General features: G+C 70.9%; 20 protein-coding genes. 8 read left to right on the plus strand and 12 right to left on the minus strand.

The annotated features are described in order from the left end of the window. The first annotated feature begins 157 nt into the window (after positions 1–157). The 3 genes from K7C20_RS14800 to K7C20_RS14810 all read left to right on the plus strand — a co-directional run bounded on the left by K7C20_RS14800 (position 158) and on the right by K7C20_RS14810 (position 4,312). Positions 158–1,171 (plus strand): SGNH/GDSL hydrolase family protein, encoded by a 1,014-nt coding sequence (locus K7C20_RS14800; protein ID WP_053210027.1) that lies wholly within the window; start codon positions 158–160, stop codon positions 1,169–1,171. Positions 1,172–1,374: 203 nt separating this feature from the next. Beyond that, positions 1,375–2,595 carry an acetyl-CoA C-acetyltransferase gene (locus tag K7C20_RS14805; RefSeq protein WP_030088451.1) on the plus strand — a complete coding sequence of 407 codons (1,221 nt, stop codon included), beginning with the start codon at positions 1,375–1,377 and terminating at the stop codon, positions 2,593–2,595. 763 nt (positions 2,596–3,358) lie between these two features. Beyond that, entirely contained in the window at positions 3,359–4,312 is a 954-nt protein-coding gene (locus K7C20_RS14810) for a hypothetical protein (protein WP_053210028.1), read from the plus strand. Positions 4,313–4,376: 64 nt separating this feature from the next. Here the strand turns inward: K7C20_RS14810 and K7C20_RS14815 are convergent, their stop codons facing one another. Beyond that, positions 4,377–4,736: a hypothetical protein gene (locus K7C20_RS14815; protein ID WP_030088453.1), complete on the minus strand. Its 360-nt coding sequence runs from the start codon at positions 4,734–4,736 to the stop codon at positions 4,377–4,379. Positions 4,737–4,834: 98 nt separating this feature from the next. On the opposite strand from K7C20_RS14815, the gene K7C20_RS14820 reads away from it, so the two are divergent. Continuing rightward, positions 4,835–5,062, plus strand: coding sequence for a DUF4287 domain-containing protein (locus K7C20_RS14820; RefSeq protein WP_030088455.1), 228 nt, complete (start codon positions 4,835–4,837; stop codon positions 5,060–5,062). Between the two features lie 132 nt (positions 5,063–5,194). Here K7C20_RS14820 and K7C20_RS14825 read toward each other — a convergent pair whose 3' ends face one another. Next, positions 5,195–6,055: a Bax inhibitor-1/YccA family protein gene (locus K7C20_RS14825; RefSeq protein ID WP_030088457.1), complete on the minus strand. Its 861-nt coding sequence runs from the start codon at positions 6,053–6,055 to the stop codon at positions 5,195–5,197. Between the two features lie 711 nt (positions 6,056–6,766). Between K7C20_RS14825 and K7C20_RS14830 the strand changes: the two genes are divergently transcribed. Continuing rightward, entirely contained in the window at positions 6,767–9,613 is a 2,847-nt protein-coding gene (locus K7C20_RS14830) for a bifunctional glycosyltransferase/CDP-glycerol:glycerophosphate glycerophosphotransferase (RefSeq protein WP_053210029.1), read from the plus strand. Beyond that, on the plus strand, positions 9,613–10,782 hold the full coding sequence (locus K7C20_RS14835; protein WP_030088463.1) for a glycosyltransferase: 1,170 nt from the start codon (positions 9,613–9,615) through the stop codon (positions 10,780–10,782). The genes K7C20_RS14830 and K7C20_RS14835 overlap by 1 nt, the downstream gene beginning before the upstream one ends. Positions 10,783–10,911: 129 nt before the next feature. On the opposite strand, the gene fdxA is transcribed toward K7C20_RS14835, so the two are convergent. The 6 genes from fdxA to K7C20_RS14865 all read right to left on the minus strand — a co-directional run bounded on the left by fdxA (position 10,912) and on the right by K7C20_RS14865 (position 18,587). Next, positions 10,912–11,247: a ferredoxin gene (fdxA, locus tag K7C20_RS14840; protein WP_053210030.1), complete on the minus strand. Its 336-nt coding sequence runs from the start codon at positions 11,245–11,247 to the stop codon at positions 10,912–10,914. 23 nt (positions 11,248–11,270) lie between these two features. After that, on the minus strand, positions 11,271–12,893 hold the full coding sequence (locus K7C20_RS14845; protein WP_053210031.1) for an MFS transporter: 1,623 nt from the start codon (positions 12,891–12,893) through the stop codon (positions 11,271–11,273). A 117-nt stretch (positions 12,894–13,010) separates the two neighbouring features. Next, the gene (locus K7C20_RS14850; RefSeq protein WP_030085589.1) at positions 13,011–14,225 is read right to left on the minus strand and encodes a beta-ketoacyl-[acyl-carrier-protein] synthase family protein; all 1,215 of its coding nucleotides are present in this window, start codon (positions 14,223–14,225) and stop codon (positions 13,011–13,013) included. Positions 14,226–14,392: 167 nt separating this feature from the next. Further along, on the minus strand, positions 14,393–15,973 hold the full coding sequence (locus tag K7C20_RS14855; protein ID WP_030085588.1) for a class I adenylate-forming enzyme family protein: 1,581 nt from the start codon (positions 15,971–15,973) through the stop codon (positions 14,393–14,395). Positions 15,974–16,011: 38 nt separating this feature from the next. Continuing rightward, positions 16,012–17,802: a CoA transferase gene (locus K7C20_RS14860; protein ID WP_053210032.1), complete on the minus strand. Its 1,791-nt coding sequence runs from the start codon at positions 17,800–17,802 to the stop codon at positions 16,012–16,014. After that, complete coding sequence (locus tag K7C20_RS14865; protein ID WP_030085583.1) at positions 17,799–18,587, minus strand: SDR family NAD(P)-dependent oxidoreductase; 789 nt, start codon at positions 18,585–18,587, stop codon at positions 17,799–17,801. Before K7C20_RS14865 ends, K7C20_RS14860 begins: the two co-directional genes overlap by 4 nt. A 277-nt stretch (positions 18,588–18,864) precedes the next feature. Here K7C20_RS14865 and K7C20_RS14870 point away from each other — a divergent pair, with 277 nt between their 5' ends. After that, positions 18,865–19,644 (plus strand): FadR/GntR family transcriptional regulator, encoded by a 780-nt coding sequence (locus tag K7C20_RS14870; protein WP_030085581.1) that lies wholly within the window; start codon positions 18,865–18,867, stop codon positions 19,642–19,644. A gap of 32 nt (positions 19,645–19,676) precedes the next feature. On the opposite strand, the gene K7C20_RS14875 is transcribed toward K7C20_RS14870, so the two are convergent. Both K7C20_RS14875 and K7C20_RS14880 read right to left on the minus strand, forming a co-directional pair. Then, positions 19,677–20,582 (minus strand): SDR family oxidoreductase, encoded by a 906-nt coding sequence (locus K7C20_RS14875; protein WP_053210033.1) that lies wholly within the window; start codon positions 20,580–20,582, stop codon positions 19,677–19,679. A 14-nt stretch (positions 20,583–20,596) separates the two neighbouring features. Continuing rightward, positions 20,597–21,841, minus strand: coding sequence for an acetyl-CoA acetyltransferase (locus K7C20_RS14880; RefSeq protein WP_053210034.1), 1,245 nt, complete (start codon positions 21,839–21,841; stop codon positions 20,597–20,599). A 71-nt stretch (positions 21,842–21,912) separates the two neighbouring features. On the opposite strand from K7C20_RS14880, the gene K7C20_RS14885 reads away from it, so the two are divergent. Then, positions 21,913–23,337, plus strand: coding sequence for an OB-fold domain-containing protein (locus K7C20_RS14885; RefSeq protein WP_053210035.1), 1,425 nt, complete (start codon positions 21,913–21,915; stop codon positions 23,335–23,337). A gap of 80 nt (positions 23,338–23,417) precedes the next feature. On the opposite strand, the gene K7C20_RS14890 is transcribed toward K7C20_RS14885, so the two are convergent. Both K7C20_RS14890 and K7C20_RS14895 read right to left on the minus strand, forming a co-directional pair. Beyond that, positions 23,418–24,293, minus strand: a complete 876-nt coding sequence (locus K7C20_RS14890) for an arylamine N-acetyltransferase family protein (protein ID WP_053210036.1) — start codon at positions 24,291–24,293, stop codon at positions 23,418–23,420. A gap of 58 nt (positions 24,294–24,351) precedes the next feature. Continuing rightward, positions 24,352–25,542: an FAD-dependent oxidoreductase gene (locus K7C20_RS14895; protein WP_245171643.1), complete on the minus strand. Its 1,191-nt coding sequence runs from the start codon at positions 25,540–25,542 to the stop codon at positions 24,352–24,354. Position 25,543: the final 1 nt, after the last annotated feature.

A 25,543-nucleotide genomic window follows, 5' to 3' on the forward strand; every position in this document is an offset into this window, starting at 1 on the left:
GCCAGCCTATTGCCCGGGTCCGTTAGAGGAGGGATGAGTTGCGTTCCGTGCAGGAACGGGCAACACCCTGTTGTAGGAGTTCTTGCCGATTCACGAGCGCGTCCGGCCCGCAGCGGGCCCAGGGCGCGCCCGCACTGCGCGGGGAGGAGCCCGGCCCATGCCGATGACGATGTCCAGGGCCAGAGTGGCGCGGCGGATCGCGACCGCCGCCGCTTTCGGCGGCGGCGGGATCGGACTGCTCGGTGTGGCCACGGTCGGGGTACTGCTGACCGAGGTCCGGCTGGCACGCCGCACGGTCGGCGGCTCCAGCGACATTCCGCCGTGCGCCGACGGCCGCTACGGCGCCGCCTTCGATCACCGCACCGACCGACCGCCGCTGCGGCTCGGCTTCCTCGGCGACTCCACCGCGGCGGGCCAGGGCGTCCACCGCGCCCGCCAGACCCCCGGCGCGCTGCTCGCCTCCGGCCTGGCCGCGCTCTCCGAGCTGCCCGTCGACTTCCGCAATGTGGCACTGCCCGGCGCACAGTCGGACGACCTGGAGCGCCAGGTGGAGCTGATACTCGCGGACGGCAGCCAGACCCCGGACGTGTGCGTCATCATGATCGGCGCGAACGATGTCACCCACCGGATGCCGCCGGCCCAGTCCGTGCGCCATCTCTCCGAGGCGGTGCGCAGACTGCGCGCGGCAGGCTGCGAGGTGGTCGTCGGCACCTGCCCGGATCTGGGCACCATCGAGCCGGTCTACCAGCCGCTGCGCTGGGTGGCCCGGCGGCTCTCCCGGCAGCTCGCCGCCGCCCAGACCATCGGGGTGGTCGAGAGCGGCGGCCGTACGGTCTCGCTCGGCGATCTGCTCGGCCCCGAATTCGAGGCACATCCCCGGGAGCTGTTCGGGCCGGACAACTACCACCCGTCGGCCGAGGGCTACGCCACCGCCGCGATGGCCGTCCTGCCGACGCTGTGCGCCTCGCTCGGCCTGTGGCCGGAGAAGGAGCAGCCGGAGCCCGCCCGCGGCGAGGGACTGCTGCCGGTCGAGCAGGCGGCCGCCGAGGCGGCCTCCGAGGGCGGCACGGAGGTCACCGCCTCCCGGGCGCCCTGGGCGCTGCTCAAGCACCGCAGGCGCCGCCAGCTGCCGGCGCCGGAGCCGACGGACCCCTCGTCGGTCACGCGCTGACGGGCGGCCACCGGGCGTGCCCCGGGCGGCACGGAACGAACGGGGAGGAGCCGTACGGGAATACCGTGCGGCTCCTGCCCGTTCCCATAAGCGCCCGCTTAGAAAAGAGGCCCGCATCACAGCGCGGACCCCGTGACCTCAGCACTACGTGCAGGTAACTTCCCTCACAGTCCGCCGTTTTCCCGCGCACTTGGAGCCGTGTGATGCCCGAAGCCGTGATCGTCTCAGCCGCCCGCTCCCCGATCGGCCGCGCCTTCAAGGGCTCGCTCAAGGATCTGCGACCGGACGACCTGACCGCGAAGATCATCGAGACCGCCCTCGCCAAGGTCCCCGAGCTGGACCCCAGGGACATCGACGACCTGATGCTGGGCTGCGGCCTCCCCGGTGGCGAGCAGGGCCACAACCTCGGCCGCATCGTGGCCGTCCAGATGGGGATGGACCACCTCCCGGGCTGCACCATCACCCGTTACTGTTCCTCCTCGCTCCAGACGACCCGGATGGCGCTGCACGCCATCAAGGCCGGTGAGGGCGACGTCTTCATCTCGGCCGGCGTCGAGACCGTCTCCCGCAGCGTCAAGGGCAGCTCCGACGGCCTGCCGGACACCCACAACCCGCTCTTCGCCGACGCCGAGGCCCGTACCGCGGCGCGCGCCGAGCAGGAGGGCGCCGACTGGCACGACCCGCGCGAGGACGGCCTGATCCCGGACGCGTACATCTCCATGGGCCAGACCGCGGAGAACCTCGCCCGCCTCAAGGGCGTCACCCGCCAGGACATGGACGAGTTCGGCGTGCGGTCCCAGAACCTCGCCGAGAAGGCGATCAACGACGGTTTCTGGGAGCGGGAGATCACCCCGGTCACGCTGCCCGACGGCACGGTCGTCTCCAAGGACGACGGCCCGCGCGCCGGCGTCACCGTCGAGGGCGTCTCCGGCCTCAAGCCGGTCTTCCGCCCCGACGGCCTGGTGACCGCCGGCAACTGCTGCCCGCTGAACGACGGCGCCGCGGCGCTGGTCATCATGTCCGACACCAAGGCGCGCGAGCTGGGCCTGACCCCGCTGGCCCGGATCGTCTCCACCGGCGTCTCCGGCCTGTCGCCCGAGATCATGGGCTACGGCCCGGTCGAGGCCAGCAAGCAGGCGCTGCGGCGGGCCGGCCTCTCGGTCTCCGACATCGACCTGGTCGAGATCAACGAGGCGTTCGCCGCCCAGGTGATCCCGTCCTACCGCGACTTGGGCATCGACCTGGACCGCCTGAACGTCAACGGCGGCGCCATCGCCGTCGGCCACCCCTTCGGCATGACCGGCGCCCGCATCACCACCACCCTCATCAACTCCCTCCAGTGGCACGACAAGCAGTTCGGCCTGGAGACGATGTGCGTGGGTGGCGGCCAGGGCATGGCGATGGTCATCGAGCGGCTGAGCTGAGCTGGAGCGGAGGGTAGGGGTCGGGTGCGAGGTACGAGTGCCCGGCACCTGCCCGCAGCGGAAGCGAAGCCCAGCGCGACCACAAGCACGAGCGGCTGAGCTGAGCTGAGCCGCGACGTAGCGGAGAGTAGGGGCCGGGGCTCGAGAATGAGCGCCCCGGCCCCTGCCGTGTCCCCCACCGGGGGCGAAGCTCAGCCCGTCCGCCACCCTCCGGTGGCTCGAAGGGGAGCGCGACAAAACGGACCAACTCCCGCCGGGCGCACACCCTTCGCTGTCGTGCGGATACCGGCGGCGACACGGCGTGACCTGCGTCACTCGTTAACGAGATCGCGACCCAATCTCCCCCAGGATTGTGACCAACGCCCTGAGGGAGAGGCGTTCTTGCAGGTCAGCATGGGGTCACACGAACGCACGGGGCCCTGCACCCCCTCCTTTTCGGGACATAGCGCACCGGGAGCGGTCGCCGAGGACCGGCAGGCTGATGTAGGAAGTCGGAGAACATTCTGCTAACGGGAGTACGCCGGTGAGTGAGCCGCTACCAGGAGTGATCCCGTGAGTGAGTGCGTCAGGGGGGTCGCCCCGCCCGAAGGCCGGGGGAAGTCCGCGTACCTGTGCGCGGCCCGCGCGAAGAGGGCCGCCGAGCGAAGTGGGGAGGACGCATGAGCGAGCGCCGCATGGGGGTGCCCCCGGCCGAAAGCCGGGGGAGGGTCATCGAGCAGCGCGCGTCTCGCGCATGCGAGACCGAACGAAGAGAGGTTTCGGCATGAGCGTCACCACTGTCGTCCTGCTGAGTGCCGCGGCCGTCGCCGTGGCACTGGGCGTCGCCGCCCTGCACACCGCCCGCGCTCTGCGCCGCCAGATCGCCGAGCTGCACGCCGAGCTCACCGCTGCCCGTCAGGACGCCGTCGCGGACGCCGAGGCGGTGCACCCGGCCCTCGCGACCATCCCGGCCGCCCGCCCCACCCCGGCCGCCGAGACCCCGCTCGCCGATATACGCGCCGCCGTCGCCGACGCCCTGGCCGAGGAGCGGGAGCGCGAACTGGCCGAGGCCCGCGCCTTCTGGGCCGCGCAGGAGGCCAGGGACGCCGCAGACGCCCCGTCGCTGCTGGGCGGCCTGGTCGGCCTCGGCGACGAGGGCCTGCTGGACGCCCGTGCCGACCGCGAGCTGCCCGAGCGCCAGGAGCCCGACCGGCTCGACATCCAGCCGTTCCTGCCCCGTCAGGCCGACCTGGCCGGACTGGAGCCGCTGCTCGGCTCGGACGCCATGGAGGCGATGGACGCGCTGGAGTCCATGGACGCCCTGGACGCGCCGGAGTTGGAGCCCGTCGAGGAGACCGAGTCCGCCGAACTGGCCGCCGCGCGCCGGCGCCACCCCTCGCACCCCGACTTCTCCCCGCCCCCGGTGATCAGTGATCACGAGCGCACCGTGGCGCGCCTGGAGGAGCTGGCGCAGCAGGCGACCCCGCTCGCGGACGTACGCCCCGGCCCGCTGGGCACGCTCGACGTCTATGTCTTCACCGACGGCACCACGCTCTGCCTGACCCCCGGGCAGCGCGAGACCGCGGAGCGCGTGGCCGGCGCACTGCACGCGGGGCACGCCCCCGTGCTGCTGGGCGGCTCCGGTATCTCCGGTGCGTATGCGCTGACCTTCGCCTGGGGTGAGAGCCGCGAGGAGAGCGTCTACATCCTCGCCGACCGCGTGATCGCCTCGCTCTGACCCGGCGCGGCGGCAAGCCCCCAGGGCTGTCCCGTAACCCCTGACGGGCGCACGACGACAGGCTCTAGCAGCGCGCCGCCACCGCCCCGACGCATCGCACGGCCTCCGCCAGTTCTTCGGCGGGGGCCACTTTCGCGTCAGAATCCCCCGCTCCGTCGGCCATCCGCACCGCCGCGGCCCGCAGCGCCTCGACGAGATCGTGTCCGGCCACCGCGAGCTGGTCACCGGCCGCGAACATTCCGGCGTCCGGTAGCTCGTACGGGGGCTCCTGTGGCCGCTCGATCAGCTGCGCCCGGGTCGCCAACTGCCGCGCCAGCGCGAGTGCTTCCGCTGCGGCACCTTGGTCGAGCCTGCTCTGCGGCAGCGATCGGAGGCGGTCGGCGAGGGCGTCAACGGCGGTCTGCAAGGGGGTCACGTCAAGCACGCCGTGAGCCTATGCGCCACCCCGGGGTGGTTGCCAACGCCCGAACGCTCAGGCACGGTGGGCTGAAGTACCAGCATCGACCGCGTCCGGAGGCGCCGATGTCTCAGCTCTTCTCCGAAGAGACCCACCGGAACATGCTCTCCCGTATCCCGCACTGCACCGGCCGGGAAATCTCCGACTGGCTCCGCACCGTTGAGGAAGGCCCCGCTCTCTTCCGCTTCGACGAAAAGGTCAGCTGGCTCCGCGGCGAGCACAACCTCGCCTACGGGCACGCCAAGGCAATCGTCCATGAACACGATCTCAGGCGCGCCGCGCGCAAGTTCTGATCCCGGGTGACGGGCTCCGCCCCGGTCCGGCTCAGGACTCTCACCGTTCCTCACGCCGAAGGGCCCGCAGGCAGGATGCCGGCGGGCCCTTCGTACGGCGCGTGGGCGCTTCGGCGCCCGTGTCCTGCGGGGTCAGTCGCCCCGGAGGATCGAGATCAGCCGCAGCATCTCCATGTAGATCCACACCAGCGTCAGCGTGAGGCCGAACGCGGCCAGCCAGGACTCCTCGCGCGGAGCGCCGTAGGCGATGCCGTCCTCGACCTGCTTGAAGTCCAGGGCCAGGAACAGCGCGCCGAGGACCACGCCCACGATGCCGAAGACGATGCCCAGGCCACCGCTGCGGAAGCCGAGGCCCTCACCGCCGCCGAACACCATGAACATCACGTTGACCAGCGACAGCAGGACGAAGCCCATGGCCGCGATCATCACGAAGCGGGTGAAGCGGGCGGTGACCCGCACGATCCGCGTCTTGTAGGCGACCAGCATGGCGACGAACACCGCCATCGTGCCCAGCACCGCCTGCATGGGGGCGCCGTTCATGTTCGGCAGGCCGTTGATGAAGCCGCTGAGCGCGCCGAGGAAGACGCCCTCCAGCGCCGCGTACGCCAGGATCAGCGTGGGCGACGGCTTGCGCTTGAAGGACTGGACGAGCGCCAGCACCATCGCGACCAGGCCGGCGCCGATGGCGAAGCCGAGGCTCTGGGTCAGGAAGAGCCAGCCGACGGTGGCGCCCGCGATGACCGTGCCGAGCGTCATGCCCGTGCGCGCGACGACATCGTCCATCGTCATCGGGCGGGTCTGCGGTGTGTACTGCGGCGGTGCCTGGGTGATGTCCTGCTGGCCCTGGGCGTACGGGTTGCCGCCCTGCGCGTAGGGGTTTGCTCCGGCGTACGGGTTCGCGGCGCCCCCGGCCTGCGGCGGCGCGTTGAAGCCCGCGTAGCCGGTGTCGCGGCTGAACCCCCGTCGCGAGAAGACCGGGTTGCTGCTCCTCATCTCACTCCTCCATGGCCGCCGTGCGCGGCCTTGACGGCAAGCGTAATGGCTTGGCAAAGGCGCGTCGCTAGTTCTTGAGCAGGATCTTTCCCTGAACTCGCGAGGACACCTCCTCCATGGGGAGGACGTATGAGCGGGCGCGGAGGTGCCCGGAGCGTGGTCCGGGCGCCCGGCACGTGAGGGCGGCCGGCGGTGCGGCCGTTACACCGGCGCGTCGCCCCGTCCCCGGCATTCCGGGAATTCGATCTCTTGTTGTGCTCTTGTCGTTGCCTCGCCGCGCTCTTGCCGTCCTCTTGTCGCCGCCTTGTCGTCGTCTGTCGTCGTCTGCCGTCGTCGGTTGTCGCCTGTTGTCGTCCCGTGCGGACGCCGTGCGCGGACTGCCATTTCCGACCGCTCCGCTCCGGGTCCCTTCCCGCTGCTTCCCACTGCGCTTCGCACGGAATCCGATAAATGTCTGATCGCAACGGACGTCACATGGCACGACAGGCAACCGATTCGCGGGGGCACCCGTCTTCCTTCCCGGCCGGAGCCTGCCGCGGCGGGTGGATCTACAGGGCTGACGCATGGTCAAGATCCGAACGCCGGAGTACGCCTTCCCGACGCTCCCGTGGCTCACCGTCCGTAGCGCTATGGGCGCGATCGGTTGTAATCCGAGGGGGCAGATAGGGCTATTCTGGCGGGAAACAGTATCGAAAGAGGGTTGAGGTGCCTGTGCCTGACGTCTCAGTAGTCGTCATCGTCTACAACGACGCCGACCGGTTGCCGACCGCGGTCCAGTCCGTGCTGGACCAAACGCTCCGGGACGTCGAGGTGGTGATCGTCGACGACTGCAGCACCGACCGTTCTTTCGAAGTGGCGCAGCAACTCGCGGCCGGTCATCCCGGGCGGGTCAGAGCCTTCCAGCTGCCGGAGAACAGCGGTGCGGGAGGCGAGCCGCGGAACGTCGGCATCCAGCACACCCAGGGCCGGTACGTCATGTTCCTGGACAGCGACGACGTCCTGGAACTCAATGCGTGCAGAAATATGCTGGAGGCGGCGGAGGAAACCGGGTCGGATATCGTTTCCGGGCTGACCGTCCGGCTGCACAAGGACACCCGGAACCAGAAGCGCGACGAGTGGTACGCCTGGCTGTATTCCACCACCCGCACGCTGGAATCCGTCACAGAATTGCCGGACCTGTTCGTCTGGGACACTCTGTGCACCAATAAGTGCTATCGCCGGGAATTCCTCGTCGAGAACAATCTCCTCTTTCCCAAGGGAATGTTCTACGAGGACCTGGTCTTTATCGCCGAGGCCTATCTTGCGGCCCAGCGCATCACGCTGATCCCCAATCAGGTCTACTTCTGGCACGTCCACGAGCAGGCCGCCGTGAAGTCGGTGACGAACCGGCGGCACGAAATGAGTAACTACTCCCACCGGCTGGAAATCCACCGGCGTATCGACGCCATGCTGGCGGAGCGCGGGCTGGCCGAGATGAAGCTCGCCAAGGACGTCAAATTCCTCAAGCACGACCTCGTGCTGCATCTGCGCGATCTGCCGTTCCGCGACGAGTCCTACCGCCAGGAGTTCGCCGAGCTCTCCCGGGAGTACCTCGCGAGCATCGCCCCCGAGGCGTACGAGCGCGTGCAGCCGATACAGGCCATCTGTGCGTATCTGCTCCAGCAGGGTGACTGGGACCACCTGATCCCGGCGGTCGACACGCTCATCAACCGCGACAAGGTCTCCTCGCCGCTCGCCGAGCACGACGGCCGGATCTACTGGTGCGACGGCTACACCGACGATCCGTTCGGACGCGATGTGCTGGACGTGACCGACATCGGCTACCACGAGAAGCCGGTCAACCAGCTGTTCCTGCGCAATCAGCTCACCCGCTTCGCCGAGTCCGGCAGGTCCGTCTCGCTGACCGGCCGGATCAACAATCCGCTCGGCATCATCCCGCCCGGCGCGCAGCTCAAGGGCGAGCTGGAGTTCAGCGCCCGGCGGCGCAGTCTCCAGACCTTCCACTTCCCGGTGCGGGTGCTGCGCCACGAAGGTGACGCCATCCACTGGGAGACCGTCGCCGACCTCACCGCGAAGCTGCGCCCGCTGGGCATCGTCGACACCATCTGGGACGTCCGGCTGCGCCTGGACGTGGACGGGGTGCGCACCACGAGCCGGCTCACCGTCGCCGACACCGGGCTCTCCGGTGGGCTGCCGGTACGGCCCCGGCTGTCGCGGATGGTCGCCGACCGTCTCGAACCGCATGTCTCGGCCAAGGGGCATCTGGCGTTCCGCCTGGTCAGCGAGAACCGTAACGCCGAGCGTGTACAGGAACTGATCACCCGCGGGGTGCGCGGCAGGCCCGGGACACTGGCCAAGACCGGCTACCGCAAGGCGAAGGAGCTGCGCAAGAAGGTCACCTCCGGCGACAACAAGCTCCGCGCCTACCACGAGGTCTTCAGCCGGCTGCCGGTCAAGAAGCGCACGGTGGTCTTCGAGAGCCACCTGGGCAAGCAGTTCAGCGACAGCCCGCGGGCGATCTACGAGGAGATGCGCCGGCAGGGCCTGGAGTTCGAGGCGATCTGGTCCTACGCCGGGTCCCCGAAGGACTTCCCGAAGGGCGTCACGCTCGTCAAGCGCTGGTCGCTGCCCTATCTCAAGGCGCTGGCGCAGGCCGAGTTCTGGGTGGACAACCAGAGCTACCCGCTCAAGCTCACCAAGCGTCCCGAGACCACCTACATCCAGACCTGGCACGGCTCGGCGCTGAAGAACATGGGCTTCGACCAGCCGTCGCTGAAGGCGCAGACCCGGCAGCAGCAGGCGGAGCAGCAGCGTTCACTGGACCGCTTCGACCGGTTCCTGATCCGCTCCGAGCACGACGTGCACACCCTGGCCAAGGCGTTCCGGCTCAAGGAGAAGACCCTGCTGCGGGTGGGTTACCCCCGCAACGACGCTCTGGTCCGGGCCCGGCAGCGGGAAGCGGCACTGGGTGCGCGTGAACGCGGGCCGCTGGCCGCGGAGTTGGGCATTGCCGAGGACAAGACCGTGCTGCTTTACGCGCCGACGTTCCGCAAGGCGGGCGGGCGGCACGGGCGCTTCGAATTGCCCTTCGACGTGGAGCGTTTCGCCGATCAGTTCGGCGACCGCTATGTGCTCCTGGTGCGCTCGCACTACCTCAATCATGTGGTGCTGCCGCCGACCGTGCAGGGCCGGGTCATCGACGTTTCGGCGCGCCACGATGTGACGCCGCTGCTGGAGCTGGCCGACGGGCTGATCACGGACTATTCCTCGGTGATGTTCGACTATGCGCTGCTCGACCGGCCGCTGGTGTTCTTCACCTACGACTACGACGAGTATGTGCACGAGGGCCGTGGCACCTACTTCGATCTGCTGGAGCACGCACCGGGCCCGGTGGTCCGCACCGAGGACGCTTTCCACGAGGCGATCAAGTCGTTCGAGTCGCAGGCTCTGGAATACGCGAAGAGCCGCAAGGAATTCGTCGCCAAGTTCGGAGAATACGACCAGGGCAACGCCGCCCAGAGCATCGTCGATCAGTTTTTCGCGCAGTGGAGCCGTTGATGACCAAGTCGTACGCAGCCGAGCCGCGGGACATCTTCTTCGTCTCCAACAGCGTCAACGAGATGGGCGGCATCACCAGCTGGTCGCACCAGATGGCGCGTCTGTTCAGCGAGCGGGGCCACCGGGTGCACCTCGTCGGCGTGGTGCCGCCCCCCGAGGGACGGGTCCATGAGCTGGCGGCCGACCTGCCGTTCAAGACCACCACGCTCTACGCCGCGCACCCGCCGTCCGTCCGCCCCGTGCGCGGCCTCAAGGACAAGCTCAACCTCGCCGAGCAGCGCCGCCGGGCCGCCCGCGAGGCGGGGATGCAGGAGCAGGCGGCCAAGATGAGCGCGCTGTTCCGGGCGGCGAAGCCGGGCGGGGTGGTGATCGTCACGCAGGTGTGGGCGATGGAGTGGGTCGCGCTGGCCGACACCGCGGGGCTGACGGTGATCGGGATGAGCCACGAATCGTTCGACACCTGCCGCAAGTCGTCCCGCTTCGGCCGGGTCAAGCGGTTCTACCAGGACGTCGACCGGATGCTGACGCTCACCCGGGAGGACGCCGACCGCTGGATCCGGCAGCGGATGGACAATGTCGGCTTCATGCCGAACCCGCTGCCGTTCTTCCCTGAAGTCCCCTCGGACCGCTCCCACAAGTGTGTGGTCAGCATCGGCCGGCTCCACGAGGAGAAGGGCGTGGACCTGCTGCTGGAGGCCTGGGCGAAGGTCGCGCCGCAGCACCCCGACTGGACGCTGCGGATCTACGGCTCCGGCGAGGAGGAAGAGGCGCTGCGCAAGCAGGCCGCGGAGCTGGGGATCACCGCCACGGTCGCCTGGATGGGCCGGACGAGCGATGTCCCGGGCGCGCTGCGGGAGAGCGCGGTCTTCGCGCTCAGCTCGCGCGGCGAGGGCTTCCCGCTGGCGCCCATGGAGGCGATGGCGACCGCGGTGCCGTGTGTGGCGTTCGATGTGGCGCCGGGCGTCCACGAGATCATCTCGGACGGTGTGGACGGGCTCCTCGCGCCCCCCGGCAATGTCACCGAATTCGCCCGGCATCTCGACGCCCTGATGTCGGACAAGGACCTGCGGGACACGATGGGCGAAACGGCCCGCGAGAACATCCAGCGGTTCTCCACGGAGGAGATCGTCGGCCGCTGGGAGAGCCTGTTCACGCTGGTGGAGCGCTGACGTTCCAGAAGCGCTGAGCCGGCTTCGCTCAGCGCGCGAGAAGGGCCGCCGGCTTTCCCCGGCGGCCCTTCGTCGTGCTGCGGCTCCTGGCGCGTCCCCGGCCCGGCGGGCCGGAGCGGGCGGAGCGCGTTATTCGCCCGCGGCTTTGGCCGTACGGACCGGCTGCTCCGCGACCACGGGGTGGTCGCGGTCGATCAGGCCGAGCCGGGCGGCGCCGCCCGGCGAGCCGAGCTCGTCGAAGAACTCCACATTGGCCTTGTAGTAGTCCTTCCACTCCTCCGGGGTGTCGTCCTCGTAGAAGATCGCCTCGACCGGGCAGACCGGCTCACAGGCACCGCAGTCGACGCATTCGTCCGGGTGGATGTACAAGGACCGCTTGCCCTCGTAGATGCAGTCGACCGGGCACTCCTCGATGCAGGCCTTGTCCTTGAGGTCGACACAGGGCTGCGCAATTACGTACGTCATCACTCACTCCAGGATGTTTTCCGCTACTTGCCGGGCTGCCGGGTACGGACGAGCAGTCCGGCGACCGCCGCGCACAGCGCCACCAGACAGGTGACCGTGAGGGCGGTCCCCATGCCGGACCGGAATGCCGCACGGCTGACCTGTTCGAACACCGAGGACGGCAGCCCCGACAGCTGCGCGGAATGCCCGTGCAGACCGACGGACACCGACTGCACGGTGTGATCGAACTGCGCCGCGGACAGGCGGGTGCCGTCCGCGGCCAGCCGGCGGGAGAGGACGTCCCTGACGCCGGAGGCCATCAGGGCGCCGAGGACGGCCACTCCGAGACTGCCGCCCACCTGCATGGCGGTCTGCTGGATGCCGCTGGCGACTCCGGAGAACCCCTGCGGCGCATTGCCCAGGACGAGCTTCGTCGCCCCGACCATGATGGGGCTGAACCCCAGGCCCATCACGAAGAGCCAGAACCCGAGCTGCCCGCTTCCCTCGTGGCCGTCCAGCCGGGAGATGCCGAACAGCGCGACCGCGTTCATCAGCATGCCGAGCGCCGCGGGGATCCGCGGGCCCGCCTTGCCGATCCACAGGGCGACGAACGGGGCGCCGACCACCATCATCACCGTGAGCGGCAGGACTTGCAGACCGCTTTCCATCGGCGTCAGACCGCGGACGTGCTGGAGGTAGAAGGCGAGGAAGAACGAGGTACCGAACAAGCTGAACGCATTGACGATCAACAGCAGCACGCCGACGGACAGCAGCGGGGACCGGAAGAGCGGCATCGGGATCACCGGGTTCGCAGCCCGCCGCTCCCACCCGACGAAGCAGCAGGCCAGCGCGGCCGCGCCGGCCAGCGGGGCCCACACCGCCGGGTCGCCCCAGGCGCGGCCGGACACCGCGGTGAGCCCCCAGACCAGGGCGCTCAGTGTGGCGCTCAGCAGCAGCAGTCCCGGTACGTCCAGCCCGCGGGCGGCGCCCTCCTCCTTCGCGTCGCGGAGTACGACCAGCCCCAGCAGGACGGTGAGCGCCCCGAGCGGCACATTGATGAAGAAGGCCAGCTGCCAGCTCGCGTAGTGGACGATCAGTCCGCCCGCGATGGGGCCGAGCGCCATGGAGACGGCGATGACACTGCTGCGTACGGCGATCGGCAGGTTCATCCGGTCCGCGGGGAACGCCGTCATGATCAGTGCCAGGGTCGCCGGCTGCATCAGCGCGCCGAACACGCCTTGCAGCACCCGGAAGCAGATCACCGCACCGACGTCCGTCGACAGCCCGATGGCCGCGGAGGCGAGGGTGAACCCCAGCGTGCCGGCCAGGAACACCTGCCGGTGGCCGAAGAGATCGCCCACCCGGCCGGCCACGATGAGCAGTACGGCGACGGCGAGCAGATAGCCGTTCGTCACCCACTGCATCTCGGTGAGCGAGGCATGCAGCCGCTGCTGCATGACGGGCTGCGCCACGGCGACGATGGTGCCGTCGAGCGAGACCATCATCGCGGCGAGGGAGAGGGTGAAGACGGTCAGCCAGGGCCGCCCCCGCCATCCGCCCGCCGGGCGGGCGGCCGTCTTCCGGTCCCCGGACCTGCCCCCGTGCGGTTCCACCGTTGTGCCCGCCGGCCCCGCCGTGTGCGCGGCATCGGCACCGTCCACCGTCATCTCCCCCGTATCCCCCTCTGTTGTGTCACGTCCTGCGGTGCGGCAAGGAGCCCCATCGGGCACCGGGCGGGCCCCCAGGGCCCTGCCGCCGCGGGACGACCGGCCAGGCGGCCGTGGTCACTTGGTGAACACCAGGCTCACGTTGTGTCCGCCGAACCCGAAGGAGTTGGCCAGCGCGGCCTTCCACTCCCCGGTCCGGTTCTCGCCCTGCACCACGTCCAGGTCGATCCTCGGGTCGAGTGCGTCGAGGTTGCGGATGGCGGGCGCCACGCCGTCCTTGAGCGCCAGCAGCGCCGCCATCGCGCCCACCGCTCCGGAGGCACCCAGCATGTGACCGGTCATCGACTTCGTGGCCGTGACCGAGGCATGGGTGCCCACGGCCCGGCCGATCGCCTCGGCCTCCGCCAGGTCACCGGACTCGGTGGAGGTGGCGTGGGCGTGCACATGGCCGATGTCCTGCGGGGTCAGGTCCGCATCCCGCAGGGCCAGCTCGATGGCGTGGACCTGGCCCGCCGCGTCGGACGCCGTGATGTGGTTCGCGCTGGAGCTCACGGCGCTGCCGGCCAGCGTGCCGTACGTCGTGGCGCCGCGGGCCCGCGCGAACTCGGCGCGCTCCAGGACCATGATTCCCGCGCCCTCGCCCATGACGAAGCCGCTGCGGGCCACATCGAACGGGCGGGACACCGACTCCGGGTTCTCGAACTGCGTCGAGAGCGCCTTCATCTGGGCGAAGGCGGCGATGGTGAACGGGTGCAGACAGGCCTCGACGCCGCCGGCGACCACCACGTCCACCCGCCCGGCGCGGAGCAGGTCGAGGCCCATCGCGAGCGCCTCGGCACCGGACGCACAGGCGCTGACGGGCGTCCTGGCGCCGCCCTTGGCGCCCAGGTCCATGCTCACCCAGGCGGCCGGTCCGTTGGGCATGAGCATGGGGACCGCGAACGGAGAGAGCCGGCGCGCCCCGGACTCCTCGAAGATGTCGTCCTGCCCGAGGGTGGTGAGCACCCCGCCGGTGCCCGTGCCGATGACCACGGCCAGTCGCTCGGGCTCGACCTCGGGCGCGCCGGCGTCCTGCCAGGCCTCCCGGGAGGCGAGCATCGCGAGCTGCTCACCGCGGTCCAGCTTCCGGGCCTGTGTACGGGGCAGCGCGGCGGCCGGGTCCTCGGTGAGCCCGGCCGCGATGCCCACCGGGAGGTCGGCGGCCCACTCCTCCACCAGCGCGCGGACCCCGGACTTTCCCGCCAGCAGCCCCGACCAGGACGAGGACGCATCGGCGCCGACCGGCGTCATCGCTCCGATACCCGTCACCAGCACCTGACCGTTCTCGGCCATCTCCGTCTCCTCTGATCTCGTAGGAACCGCACAAGATCTCTGCCGATCTCACAGCGATCATGCCAGCAATCAGCTTGCCAAACAGGCCGGAAGCAGACCGATTCGGCGCCGGTAAGTTGTGCCCCTCCCACAACCGCGCGCCCGCTCCTGGCGGGCCTGGCCCTACGTCAGCCGGCGGGTGCCGCCGCGCTTCCGGGCTCCATCAGCCGCAGCGCCGCCCGGTCCACCTTGCCTATCTTCGTGCGGGGCACACCGTCCACCACCCACAGCGCGTCCGGCAGCTTGTGCCGCGCGAGGGAATGCCGCAGCCGCGCCCGCAGTTCCTCCAGTCCGAGTTCGTCCTGCGGGTCCGCCAGGACGACACAGGCGCCGATGGCCTCTCCCAGAATCCGGTCCGGCACCGGGAAGATCCCGGCGTCGACGATGCCCGGAAGCGCGGTGAGAGCGGACTCGACTTCGCTGCACGAGACCTTCAGCCCGCCGCGGTTCACCAGTTCCTTCATACGGCCCTTGACGTGGAGCCGCCCCTCGTCGTCGATCAGCCCGAGGTCACCGGTGTGGTACCAGCCGTCCTGCGCCACACTGTCCTGTCCCCAGTAGCGGACGGGGCGGGACGCACCGAAGACGATTTCGCCCACGACACCGCGTCCCAGGATCTCGGCGCCGTCCCTGGCGAAGATCTCCAGACGGCCGTCGGGAGCCGTGTCGGCGGGCCCCTCGAACACCCGGTGGCCCACCGAACCCGTTTCGATCTCGGCCCGGTCGGTGGTGTAGCAGAGGAATCCTTCGCTGCAACCGTAGATATAGAAGAGCTGCACGCCGAAGGTGGCGTACATCTGCTGCAACAGCGCCCCGGGGAAGGTCGCCGCGCCCGCCACCGCCCAGCGCAGGGAGCTCAAGTCGTGTGCGCCGGGGTCGAGATGGTCGAGCATCAGCTGGAAGTGTGCCGGGGTGCCCGGCAGGACCGTGATCCGCTCGTCCGTGATGCGTTGCAGCGCCCCGGCGGGCGAGAAGCGGTCCATCAGCACCAGCCGGCTTCCGCGGGTCAGGGCCACCATGGACATCTTCAGTCCCAGAGCGTGGGCCAGCGGGAGATACAGCAGGTGCACATCGCGCTCGTCCGGCTCGAAGGCCGTGGTGAAGCACTCGATCTTCGCCCACAGTGCGCTGAAGGACTCCATGACGCACTTCGGCAGCCCGGTGGTTCCCGAGGTCAGCAGCAGCAGCGCGGTACGGGAATCCGGCACGCCCGGTGATTCCGGGCCGATCGCGGAATGCGGACGCGATGCGTCGGCCAGGTCCGCCAGTTGGTGGGCCTCCGGCGGGAGGACGTCGCCGCCGTGCACGATCAGGTGGACGCCGGGAAATGCGGCGCGTACGTCGTCCAGCGGCGCCATGGGGGTGTCGTTCCCGTACCGCGGCTGGTACAGCAGGGCGACCGCGTCCGTGCGCCCGGTGATCGATACCAGTTCCGGTCCGGTGAGATCGTGGTCGACCCCGACGAAGGTCGCCCCGCATTCCCAGGCCGCGACCAACGCCACCAGGTATTCGGGCGAGTTGGGGAGCTGGCAGACCAGCCGGTCCTTGTCCTTCACGCCCAGCCCGCGATAGGAGGCGGCCAGCGCCTCCACCCGTTCCCAGAACTGGCCGTAGGTCAGGCTGCGGCCCTGAAAGGTCATCGCCGGGCGCTCCGGCCACTTCCGGCAGGCTTCCCGCAATGCCTTGATCAGTTCACTCACAGATTCCATGTCTGCCTTTCCATGCGCGAGGCCGCGCACGCCGGTCGTCAGTGAAAGAGCCATGGCGCAACAGGCGCCTGCCCGCCACCGGCGAACGGCTCGAAGAGCGGGGCGAGGCGCGGGTCCCGCGGCGGATCGGACAGGTCCCGGCAGACCGCGGCGGCCGGAAGACCGGCCTCGGTCAGCAGCTTCTCCCACTGCGCCGCCGGGGCCTCGCGCAGGCGTGCGGTCAGCTGGTCGTCACGCTCACCGCGCCGGCCGGGCGGTACCTCCAGCACCTCGCACAGCGCCTGGTAGGCGGGTTCGTCGTCGGCGCTCACCATGAGGTACCCGTCCGCGGTCCCGGCCGGCTCGTCGATCGCGCCCCATACCGGCCGGCCGTCGCTGCGCCCGGGTTCGTCGCCGGTGGCCCGGCCGAGGACGACATGGGACTGGAGCGCCATGGCACCGGTCAGCAGCGAGGACTCGGCCGTCCAGCCGTGGCCCGACAGCTCCCGCCGGTACAGCCCGGCCAACACCCCTTCGCAGGCCACCAGCGCACCGAACATGTCGCACAGCAGCACCCGGGTCGTGGCCGGGCGCTCGTGCCGCGGGGTGTTCCCTTCGCTCACCCCGGCGTACGCCTGCACCATGAATTCGGTGCCGATCACCTCGCGCCGGTCGAGGTGCGGACCCCATCCCGACGCCTCGCCGAAGACCAGCCGGGGGTTCGTACGGGCCAGTTCCCCGGGGGCGAAGCCCCACTCGGCGGCCTTTCCGGGACGCCAGTTGTGCAGGAAGACATCCGCCTCCGCGATGAGTTCGCGCAGCGCGTCCCGGCCGGCCGGACGGCCGAGGTCCAGACCCGTGCGCCGCTTGCCGCGGTGGTAGAGAGAGCCCATCCCGCTCGCGTCGCCCTGGGGCGGCTCGACCCAGGTCACCTCGGCCCCGAGCATGGTCAACAGCTGTCCGGCGAGCGGTCCTTGGACCCGGCTGGTGGCCTCGACCACCCGGATCCCGGCCAGCGGAAGATCGCCGGTGCGGCCCGCTCCGGCGCTCTGGGGTGCGGCGGCCGGCCTGCCACCGCAGGTCGCGGGCAGCGGGGTCAGCCGGGGCTGGCCCGGCGACCAGCCCGGCTCGGCCAGTACGTCCCGGTAGCCGCGCAGCGCCGACAGGCTGAGCCCGTACTCCTGTGCGACCGCGACGATCCGCGGCCAGGGCGTGCCGGCCGCGGCCGTGTGCAGTGCGGCGGGCAGCAGGCAGTGGCCCTTGAGGTAGCGGTGCTGGAAGGCGGTCCAGGCACGGCCCAGTACGGCGGTGTCCACGCCGAGGCTGCGCCAGAACGCGAGCCACCGGGCGGGGTCGAAGGTCTCGATCTCGAAGAGGGGCCCGTCGGCGCTGCGGAACGGCGGCGGGCCGCCGTCCCCCTTGACCGAGGGTCCCCACGGGTCGGGGGAGGTGGCCTCGGCGGTGTACTGGCCGGCGAGTAAGGTGCCGGCGCGCAGTACGGAGGTCTCCACGGCGTCGACCGGGATGCCACGGGCGCGCCCCACGTGAGCGGCGAGGACGCCCTGGCCGGCCAGCACTCCGGCCGCGGCCGAGGCCGCTTCCAGCCCGAGCCGGCGCGGTCGTCCCGCCTCCTGCCCGTGGAGGTGCATCAGCCCGCACAGGGCCTGCACCACCGGCTCACTGCCCGGCCGGGCGGGATCGAGGTCCGCGCCGCCGTGCCAGGTCAGACCGATCCCGACACCGCCGGCGGCCGCGGTGGGCGGTCCCGCCACCGGGCCGGGGGCCGAACCGAGCCAGGGCCGGAGCCGGGTGCGGGCGGTGCGGTGGGCGAGGTCCGGGCCGCCGCTCACGTCTCGGCCCTCCGGTCCGCGTAGTACGGCTGGTGGGCGAGCAGCCCGCCGTCGACCACGAGGGTCTGTCCGGTGATGAACGAGGCTTCGTCGGAGGCGAGGAAGACGACGGCCGACGCGACGTCCTCGGGCCGTCCCAGCCGCGTGGTGAGGTGGTGGGGCAGCATCACCCGGTAGGCGGCCTCGCGTTCGGGCCTGGTGATGATGAGGCCGGGCGCGATCGCGTTGCAGCGCACACCGCTTCGGCCCGCCTGGGTGGCTACGGAACGCGTCAGGCTGATGAGGGCGGCCTTGGACGCCGCGTACGCCGGGTGGCTCAGATCGCCGGAGAGCCCGGCGGCCGAGGAGGTGTTGATGACGCAGCCGCCGCCGCGCGCGATGAGATGCGGCAGGGCGGCCTGGGTGGCGACCATGGCGCCGCTGAGGTTGACCCGCATGGTCCGGTCCCACACCTCGGGGTCGGCGTCGGCCACCGGCACGTCCAGGGAGGACGCCAGGGCGGTCGCCGCGGCGTTGTTGTGCAGGATGTCCAGACCGCCGAACTCCTCGACGGTGGCGGCCACCATGGCGCGCACCGATGCCGGGTCCGCCAGGTCCGCCTCGATGCCGATCGCGTGCGTGCCGTCCGCGCCCCGGATCTTCTCGGCCAAACTTTTCACGCCGGCCTCGTCCAGGTCGGCGAGCGCCACCCGGGCCCCCTCCGCGGCGAGCCGCTCCGCGGTGACCGCTCCGATGCCCGACGCGGCACCGGTGACGATGGCGATCTTCCCCTCAAGCCTGCCCATACCCCACCCCCTAAGGCATAACTTAGTTAACTGATTTAACGCTACCATCCCCCTTGAGGCACTGTCATCCGGCCATTCGCGCCCGCCCCATCCACCCAGGGTCACAGCTGAGTTACCGTGCGATCACAGACGGTCCACATTTCGGCGCGCAGCCTTGCTACACTCAGTAATCCTGATTGATTCATTTAATGCAATCGACTCAACAGGGCGTAAAGGTGCTCACTGCAATTTCGCTCGCACCGCGTCGTCGATGCGCGCCACCTAGGAGGAAGCGGCCTTGACTGAAGCAACCCGAGCGGTGAATAAGGGCCCCCAGAAGCGAAACGGGGCGACACTTCGCGTGCGTGTCCCGAAGACCGCGGAACTGGTGGCGGCCAGCCTGCGCCGGGTCATCATCCGGGGCGAACTGGCGCCGGGCGACGCACTCCCGCCGGAATCGGCCCTGATGGAGCAGTTCGGCATTTCCCGCCCCACCCTGCGCGAGGCCATTCGCGTCCTGGAGTCCGAGGCGCTGATCAGCGTGCGCCGCGGCGTGCACGGCGGCGCCCGGGTCAACGCCCCCGATCCCATGGTGGCCGCCCGCTACCTCGGGCTCATCCTGGAGTACCGCGAGACCACACTGGGCGAGATGTTCCAGCTCGTCGCCTCGATCGAGCCGCCCTGCGTACGACAGCTCGCCAGTCGGCACACCCCGTCCGGCATCGGCCGGCTGCACGAGGCGCTCGCCACGGAGGAAGAGGCGAAGGACGACCCCGCCGCACTCGCCGAGGCCAAGGCAGCATTCCACGCGACTCTGGTCGAATTGAACGGCAACCGGGCGATGCTGGCACTGCACGAGACGCTGCAATGCATCTTCTACCAGGCCAAGAGTCCGCATATTGCGACCGGCGGAAAGACCGGCACCCGGCGTGATCATGAAGAGCATGTGAAGTTGGTGAAGCTGATTCAGGCGGGCGAGGCCGACGAGGCCGAGGCCCATTGGCGCCGTCACATTTCCCGTATGGAGAAGGAATTGAATGCGAGCGGCGCCAATACCCGTCTGGAACTCCTCGACTGAGCGTCAGCCAGGCCGGACCGGTCCCCGGACCGTCACTCGGAGCGCTTACCGAACGCATCGGCGTTGGGGGCCGCCCGCTGGACCAGCTTGTCCAGCGCCTCGCCGGCAGTCTCCGGCTCCCATCGCTCCGCACCGACAGCGGCGGGGCCGTCCACCCAGCCCTCCGCCACCGAGATCCGCCTGCCGAAGACCGTGACGACCCGGCCCGTGACATGGCCGGACAGCGGACTGCCGAGCCAGACGACGACCGGCGGCACGCTCTCCGGCGCCAGATCATGCTGGGCGGCCAGGCCCGGCATGACGCTCAGATCCTCGGTCATACGCGTCAGGGCGGCCGGAGCGACCGCGTTCACGGTCACGCCGTACCGGCCCAGCTCCTGCGCCGCGCCGATCGTCAGGGCCGCGATACCGGCCTTCGCCGCCGCGTAGTTGGACTGCCCCGGATTGCCGTAGAGCCCTGAGGTGGACGTGGTGTTGATGACCCGGCCGGCCACCTCCTCGCCCGCCTTCGACCGCTGACGCCAGTGGGTGGCGGCGTGGTGGAGCACGGCGGCGGTGCCCTTCAGATGGACGGCGACCACGGCGTCCCAGTCCTGCTCGGTCATACCGACCAGCGTCCGGTCCCGGAGGATCCCGGCGTTGTTGACCAGGGTGTCCAGCCTGCCGAACCGCTCGACGGCCTGGCCGATCAGCCGCCGGGCACCTTCCCAGGTCGAGATGTCGTCGAAGTTGGCCACGGCCTCGCCGCCGGCGGCCCGGATCTCGGCGGCCACCGTCTCGGCGGCGGCGGTCGAGCTGCCGGCCCCGTCCCTGGCCCCGCCGAGGTCGTTGACGACCACCCGGGCGCCGGCCCCGGCGAACGCCAGGGCGTGCGCGCGGCCGATCCCGTTGCCCGCGCCCGTGATCACGACGACCCGGCCGGCACAGATCTTCGCCATGCTGTTCCTCCCCCTCATGCCGTCCCTGTGACGGCGCTGGTGTGATGACGCTTCACCGGCGCCGGGGGCTCGACCCCGACGACGGACACGAACGACAGGCACTCCCCCGGACCGCCGCCGAGGTTGTGGGTGAGCGCCAGCCCCCGCCCGAGGGCGGACGCGGACAGGGCGCGCTCCTGGGGCGCTTCCCCGCGCAGTTGCAGCCAGCACTCGAACAGCATCCGCAGCCCCGAGGCCCCGATCGGATGCCCGAAGGCCTTCAGCCCGCCGTCCGGATTCACCGGCAGGGCACCGTCCCGGTCGAAGGCGCCGTCCAGGGCCGCGCGCCAGCCCTCCCCCGGCGGCGCGAAACCGAGGTCCTCCATCAGCACCAGCTCGGTGACCGTGAAGCAGTCGTGCACCTCCGCCAGCGCCAGTTCGGCCCCCGGGTCGGTGATCCCGGCCTGCCGGTAGGCGTCCGCGGCCGAGCGCCTGACCTCGGGGAAGGAGGTGAAGTCGTACTCCGGGTCGGCGGTGCCGGCGGCCGGGCCGACCGCGAGCGCGAGCGCCTTCACGAACAGCGGCCGGTCGGTGTAGCGGTAGGCGTCCTCGGCCCGTACCACCAGCGCCGCCGCCGCGCCGTCGCTCACACCCGAGCAGTCGAAGACGCCCAACTCGCCCGTCACGCGCGGGGCCTTGCGGAGGGTCTCCATGGATACCGCCCGGCGGAAGTGCGCCCGCGGGTTCAGCGCGCCGTTGGCGTGGTTCTTCCACGCGATCCGGTCCAGCACCTCACGGAGCGTCCCGTCGGCCAGGCCGTACTTGTGCCCGTACGCCTGGGCCAGCAGGCTGAAGGCGGCCGGTGCGGTGAGGTCGGGTTCGGTGCCGTCGCCGGGGACCGCGGGGGCCGAGAGCCCGGACATGCCGGAGTCCTTGAGCTTCTCCACCCCGACGGCCATCGCCGTGTCGTACGCGCCGCTCGCCACCGCGTAGCAGGCGTTGCGCAGTGCGTCCGAGCCGCCGGCGCAGTAGTTCTCCACCCGGGTGACGGGCTTGTACGGCAGGCGCAGCGGGCGGGACAGCGCGAGTCCGGAGTTCCCCGACGCCAGGGTGCTCAGCCAGTACGCGTCGACCTCGACGTCGCTGACCCCGCCCGACGCACAGGCGGCCCGGACCGCGTCCAGTACGAGGTCGTCCGCCGAGGCGTCCCAGTGCTCCCCGAACGTGGTGCACCCCATACCGACGATCGCGACCTTGTCGCGGATGCCGTGTGACGGCACGGTCTCCCCCTCCCTAGAGCCGATACAGTTAGATAATCATAAGGATCTCACTCTTTTAACGGGAGGGTCACTTGACCTCGCTCGTCGCCTACGGCGCGTATGTGCCGTACTTCCGGCTCCGGCGGAGCGCGATCGCCACCGTGCTCGGCGGGACAGCTGCCGGGGGAACCCGTGCGGTCGCCTCCTACGACGAGGACAGCACGACGCTGGGCGTCGAGGCGGCCCGCGCCGCACTGGCCGCCGTCCCCGAAGCCCGCGGGAGCGTACGCAACCTGCTCTTCGCCACCGCCACCCCGCCGTATCTGGACAAGACCAATGCCGCGGCGATCCATGCGGCGCTCGGCCTCGCCCCGGAGGCGATGGCCGTCGACATGGCCGGCGCGGTGCGGTCCGGTGCCGGCGCTCTGCACCTGGCGAGCGGCAGCGCCGAGGACACCCTGGTGGTGCTCGCGGACGTACGGACGGGACTGCCCGGAAGCGCCGACGAACGCGACGGGGGCGACGCGGGGGCGGCCTTCCTCTTCAGCGCCCGGCCCGAACTCCCCCCGCTCGCCGAGGTGATCGCCCATGCCTCGGTGACCGCCGAGATCCTCGACCGCCGTCGCACACCGGACTCCCCGGTCTCCACGACGTCGGAGGAGCGCTTCACCGAGCAGGTCTACACCCGGCTGGCCGATGCCGCGTTCGACGACGCGCTGGAGCGGGCGGAGCTGCGGGCGGAACAGCTCGACCACCTCGCCGTCGCCGGACTGCACCAGCGCGCCCTGCGGTCCGTGGCCGGCCGGCTGTCCGCCCGTACCGGGAAGGCCGCGGACGGGAACGCGGACGGCCTCGCCAAAGCCGTCGGCAACCCGGGCACCGCGCAGCCGGGCCTGCTGCTCGCCGACGCGCTCGACCGCGCCGAGCCGGGGCAGACGATCGCCCTGGTCGTCATCGGTGACGGAGTCTCCGTGCTCGTCCTGCGGACCTGTGCCGCACTGACCGCGCGGCGGGCCGCCGTCCCGGCCGCCGCACCGGCGGCGGCCGGCAGCGACCGGCTCTCGTACGGGGACTATCTGACCTGGCGCGGGTTCCTCGACCGGCAGCCCGCCGCCCGTCCGAAGCCGCAACCGCCCGCCGCCGCCCCGTCGTTGCGCCGGGCGGGGTGGAAGTACGGCTTCGTGGCCAGCCGTTGCACGGACTGCGGGACCCGGCAGCTGCCGCCCGCCCGGGTGTGCACCAGCTGCCGGACGATCGACAAGATGACCGAGGAGCGGCTCGACGGCACACCGGCGACCGTCGTCACCTACACGGTCGACCATCTGGGCTTCACCCCGCACCCGCCGCTGATCCTGGCGGTGATCGAGTTCGACGGCGGCGGCCGGTTCCGGTGCGAGCTCACCGACGCGGCCGAGGAGGAGATGCACGCCGGGATGCGGGTCACGATGTCCTTCCGCCGGCTGCTCACCGCCGACGGCGTGCACAACTACTTCTGGAAGGCACGGCCCGTGCGCTGAGCGGCCGCCGGGAGACACCGAGGGCGTGCGGCCGGAACCGGAGGGTTCCGGCCGCACGCCCGGCCGCTGTCCCAGGGCCGCTACCGCATCGGGAAGCCGCCCGCCACCGGAGACACCTCGGGGTCTCCGTACTGCGCACGGAACCACGCACGGTACTGCTCCAGCACCACCGGATCGTCCTCCTCGGGGCCCGGCCCGGGGGCCGGGAGCTCGTCCAGCGCGATGCCGAACCGGCTCCGGTACACCTCCAGCACCTCGGCGGCGCCGTCGAGGATCCGCTCGGAGGTCCGCCCGCCCGACACCTCCAGCAGCCGGCGCTGGTCGACCATCGTCGTCCGCCCCGTGGCGTCCAGGATCGAGGCCACCAGCAGATGCGACATGGGCAGCTCAGGGAGCGTCCAGGCCCACCAGGTGGGCGGGAAGTCCTCGAAGCGCAGCGGGGTGGGGTCCAGCCGGTACTGGGGTACCCCGTCGCGGCGCAGTTCGATGCCGCCGCCGTCCGTGTCGGCCAGCTGGAAGACGCCCTCGGGGTCCTGCTGGGGCGTGCGCACGTCGAACCGCAGCGGATAGCGGCTGCCGCGCAGGAAGCCCACGTCCACGAGCCATGGCTCGGGGGTCTCCACCTTCAGCACGTAGTGCACCACCGGTGCCATGAAGCGGCCGGCGTGGAAGATGCGTCCGCCCAGCACCGTCACCTCCGGGTAGCCGAGGGTGCGCAGCAACTGCTCGAAGGCGCTGGCGAGTTCGATGCACGTGCCGCCGCGGTGGCGGTGCGCGATCTTGTCGATCACCGCGGGGCCGAGTGCGGTGGGTTTCCCCGACCGGATGTGCATGTTCTCGAACGGCACCGACACGAGATGACGTTCCTGGAGCACACGGAGCGTCCCGGCGTCGGTTCGCCGCGGACGCCCGATGCCCAGACGGCGCAGATATGCATCGAGGGTGCTCTGGTCCACCGAGGTCTCTCCCCTTCGTTCCTCAGGTTGCTACGGGCTCGCGGGCGGCCGCCGGCGGCTACCGGCTCCCTACCGGCGCGGCCTCGAAGCCGTAGAGCCAGGCGTAGTCGTCCAGCCGCTCGGCCGTGGGCATCGACCGGTCGCGCAGGCGCTGCTGCGGGCCGTCGGGAAGGTGGAACTCATGGCCCCGCTCCCGGGAGCGCCGGTGCACCTCGCGTACGCGGGGCAGCCGCAGCTCCTCGTACCGCCGCAGCGCGGGCCCCGGATCGGGGTCCGCGGCGCTGAGCAGATCCGCGAGCACCCAGGCGTCCTCGATGGCCTGGTTGGCGCCCTGGGACAGATAGGGCACCATCGGGTGCGCCGCGTCGCCCGCCAGCGTCATCCGGCCGGTGCTCCAGCCGCCCACGCAGTCGCGGTCGAACAGGGCCCAGTGGTGGGCCGTTTCCGCGGCCCCGATCAGCTCGGCGACATCGGTGTTCCAGCCGGCGAAGGCGGCCGCGGCCTCCTCCGGGCGGCTCGGCGCCGACCACACCTCCGGGTCCCACTCCGGTGAGGTGATCACCGCGCTGAAGTGGACCAGACCGTGCTGGGCGATCGGATAGCTCGTCACATGGCCGTTCGGCCCCAGCCAGAAGAGCACCTTCGGCACCTCGAAGAGGGACGGCAGCCGGTCGGCCGCCACCAGTCCGCGGTGGACCGTGTGCCCGGAGAACCGGGGACGGTCGCCCACGAGGGTGTTGCGGAGCGTCGAATGGATGCCGTCCGCGCCGACGACGACCCCGGCCTCCTCGCTCGTGCCGTCGGCGAAGCGCAGGGTGACCCCGTCCGGGCGCTCCTCGACGGCGGTGCATGCGGAGCTGTGCCGGACGACCCCGGGCGGCAGCAACTCCAGCAGGCTGCGGTGCAGATCGGCCCGCTGGATGAGGTAGTAGGGCGCGCCGTAGCGCTCCACGCAGGATTCGCCGAGCTCCGTGCGGGCGAGCGGCGCGCCGTCCTGCCAGCGGCGCGTCTCGATGGCGTGCGCCCGGGTGGCCCGCCGCTCCAGTGCGCCGGCGAGCCCGAGGCGGTGCAGGATGCGGGACGAGTTGGGGGCGATCTGGATCCCCGCGCCGGCATCGGCGAACACCGTGGCCTGCTCGTACACGGTGCACTCGATGCCGGCCCGCAACAGCGACGCGGCCACCGTCAGACCGGCGATCCCGCCGCCGATCACGGCGATCCGGGGCCGGTTATTGCTTATGTGCGTCACC

This window comes from Streptomyces decoyicus (assembly GCF_019880305.1).
GTDB classification, from domain to species: domain Bacteria; phylum Actinomycetota; class Actinomycetes; order Streptomycetales; family Streptomycetaceae; genus Streptomyces; species Streptomyces decoyicus.

What these genes read in the sequence shown, in the direction of transcription:
- K7C20_RS14800 (WP_053210027.1), top strand. Translation starts at nt 158, where the DNA reads ATGCCGATGACGATGTCCAGGGCCAGAGTGGCGCGGCGGATCGCGACC.
- K7C20_RS14805 (WP_030088451.1), top strand. Translation starts at nt 1,375, where the DNA reads ATGCCCGAAGCCGTGATCGTCTCAGCCGCCCGCTCCCCGATCGGCCGC.
- K7C20_RS14810 (WP_053210028.1), top strand. Translation starts at nt 3,359, where the DNA reads ATGAGCGTCACCACTGTCGTCCTGCTGAGTGCCGCGGCCGTCGCCGTG.
- K7C20_RS14820 (WP_030088455.1), top strand. Translation starts at nt 4,835, where the DNA reads ATGTCTCAGCTCTTCTCCGAAGAGACCCACCGGAACATGCTCTCCCGT.
- K7C20_RS14825 (WP_030088457.1), bottom strand. Translation starts at nt 6,055, where the DNA reads ATGAGGAGCAGCAACCCGGTCTTCTCGCGACGGGGGTTCAGCCGCGAC.
- K7C20_RS14835 (WP_030088463.1), top strand. Translation starts at nt 9,613, where the DNA reads ATGACCAAGTCGTACGCAGCCGAGCCGCGGGACATCTTCTTCGTCTCC.
- fdxA (WP_053210030.1), bottom strand. Translation starts at nt 11,247, where the DNA reads ATGACGTACGTAATTGCGCAGCCCTGTGTCGACCTCAAGGACAAGGCC.
- K7C20_RS14845 (WP_053210031.1), bottom strand. Translation starts at nt 12,893, where the DNA reads ATGACGGTGGACGGTGCCGATGCCGCGCACACGGCGGGGCCGGCGGGC.
- K7C20_RS14850 (WP_030085589.1), bottom strand. Translation starts at nt 14,225, where the DNA reads ATGGCCGAGAACGGTCAGGTGCTGGTGACGGGTATCGGAGCGATGACG.
- K7C20_RS14855 (WP_030085588.1), bottom strand. Translation starts at nt 15,973, where the DNA reads ATGGAATCTGTGAGTGAACTGATCAAGGCATTGCGGGAAGCCTGCCGG.
- K7C20_RS14865 (WP_030085583.1), bottom strand. Translation starts at nt 18,587, where the DNA reads ATGGGCAGGCTTGAGGGGAAGATCGCCATCGTCACCGGTGCCGCGTCG.
- K7C20_RS14875 (WP_053210033.1), bottom strand. Translation starts at nt 20,582, where the DNA reads ATGGCGAAGATCTGTGCCGGCCGGGTCGTCGTGATCACGGGCGCGGGC.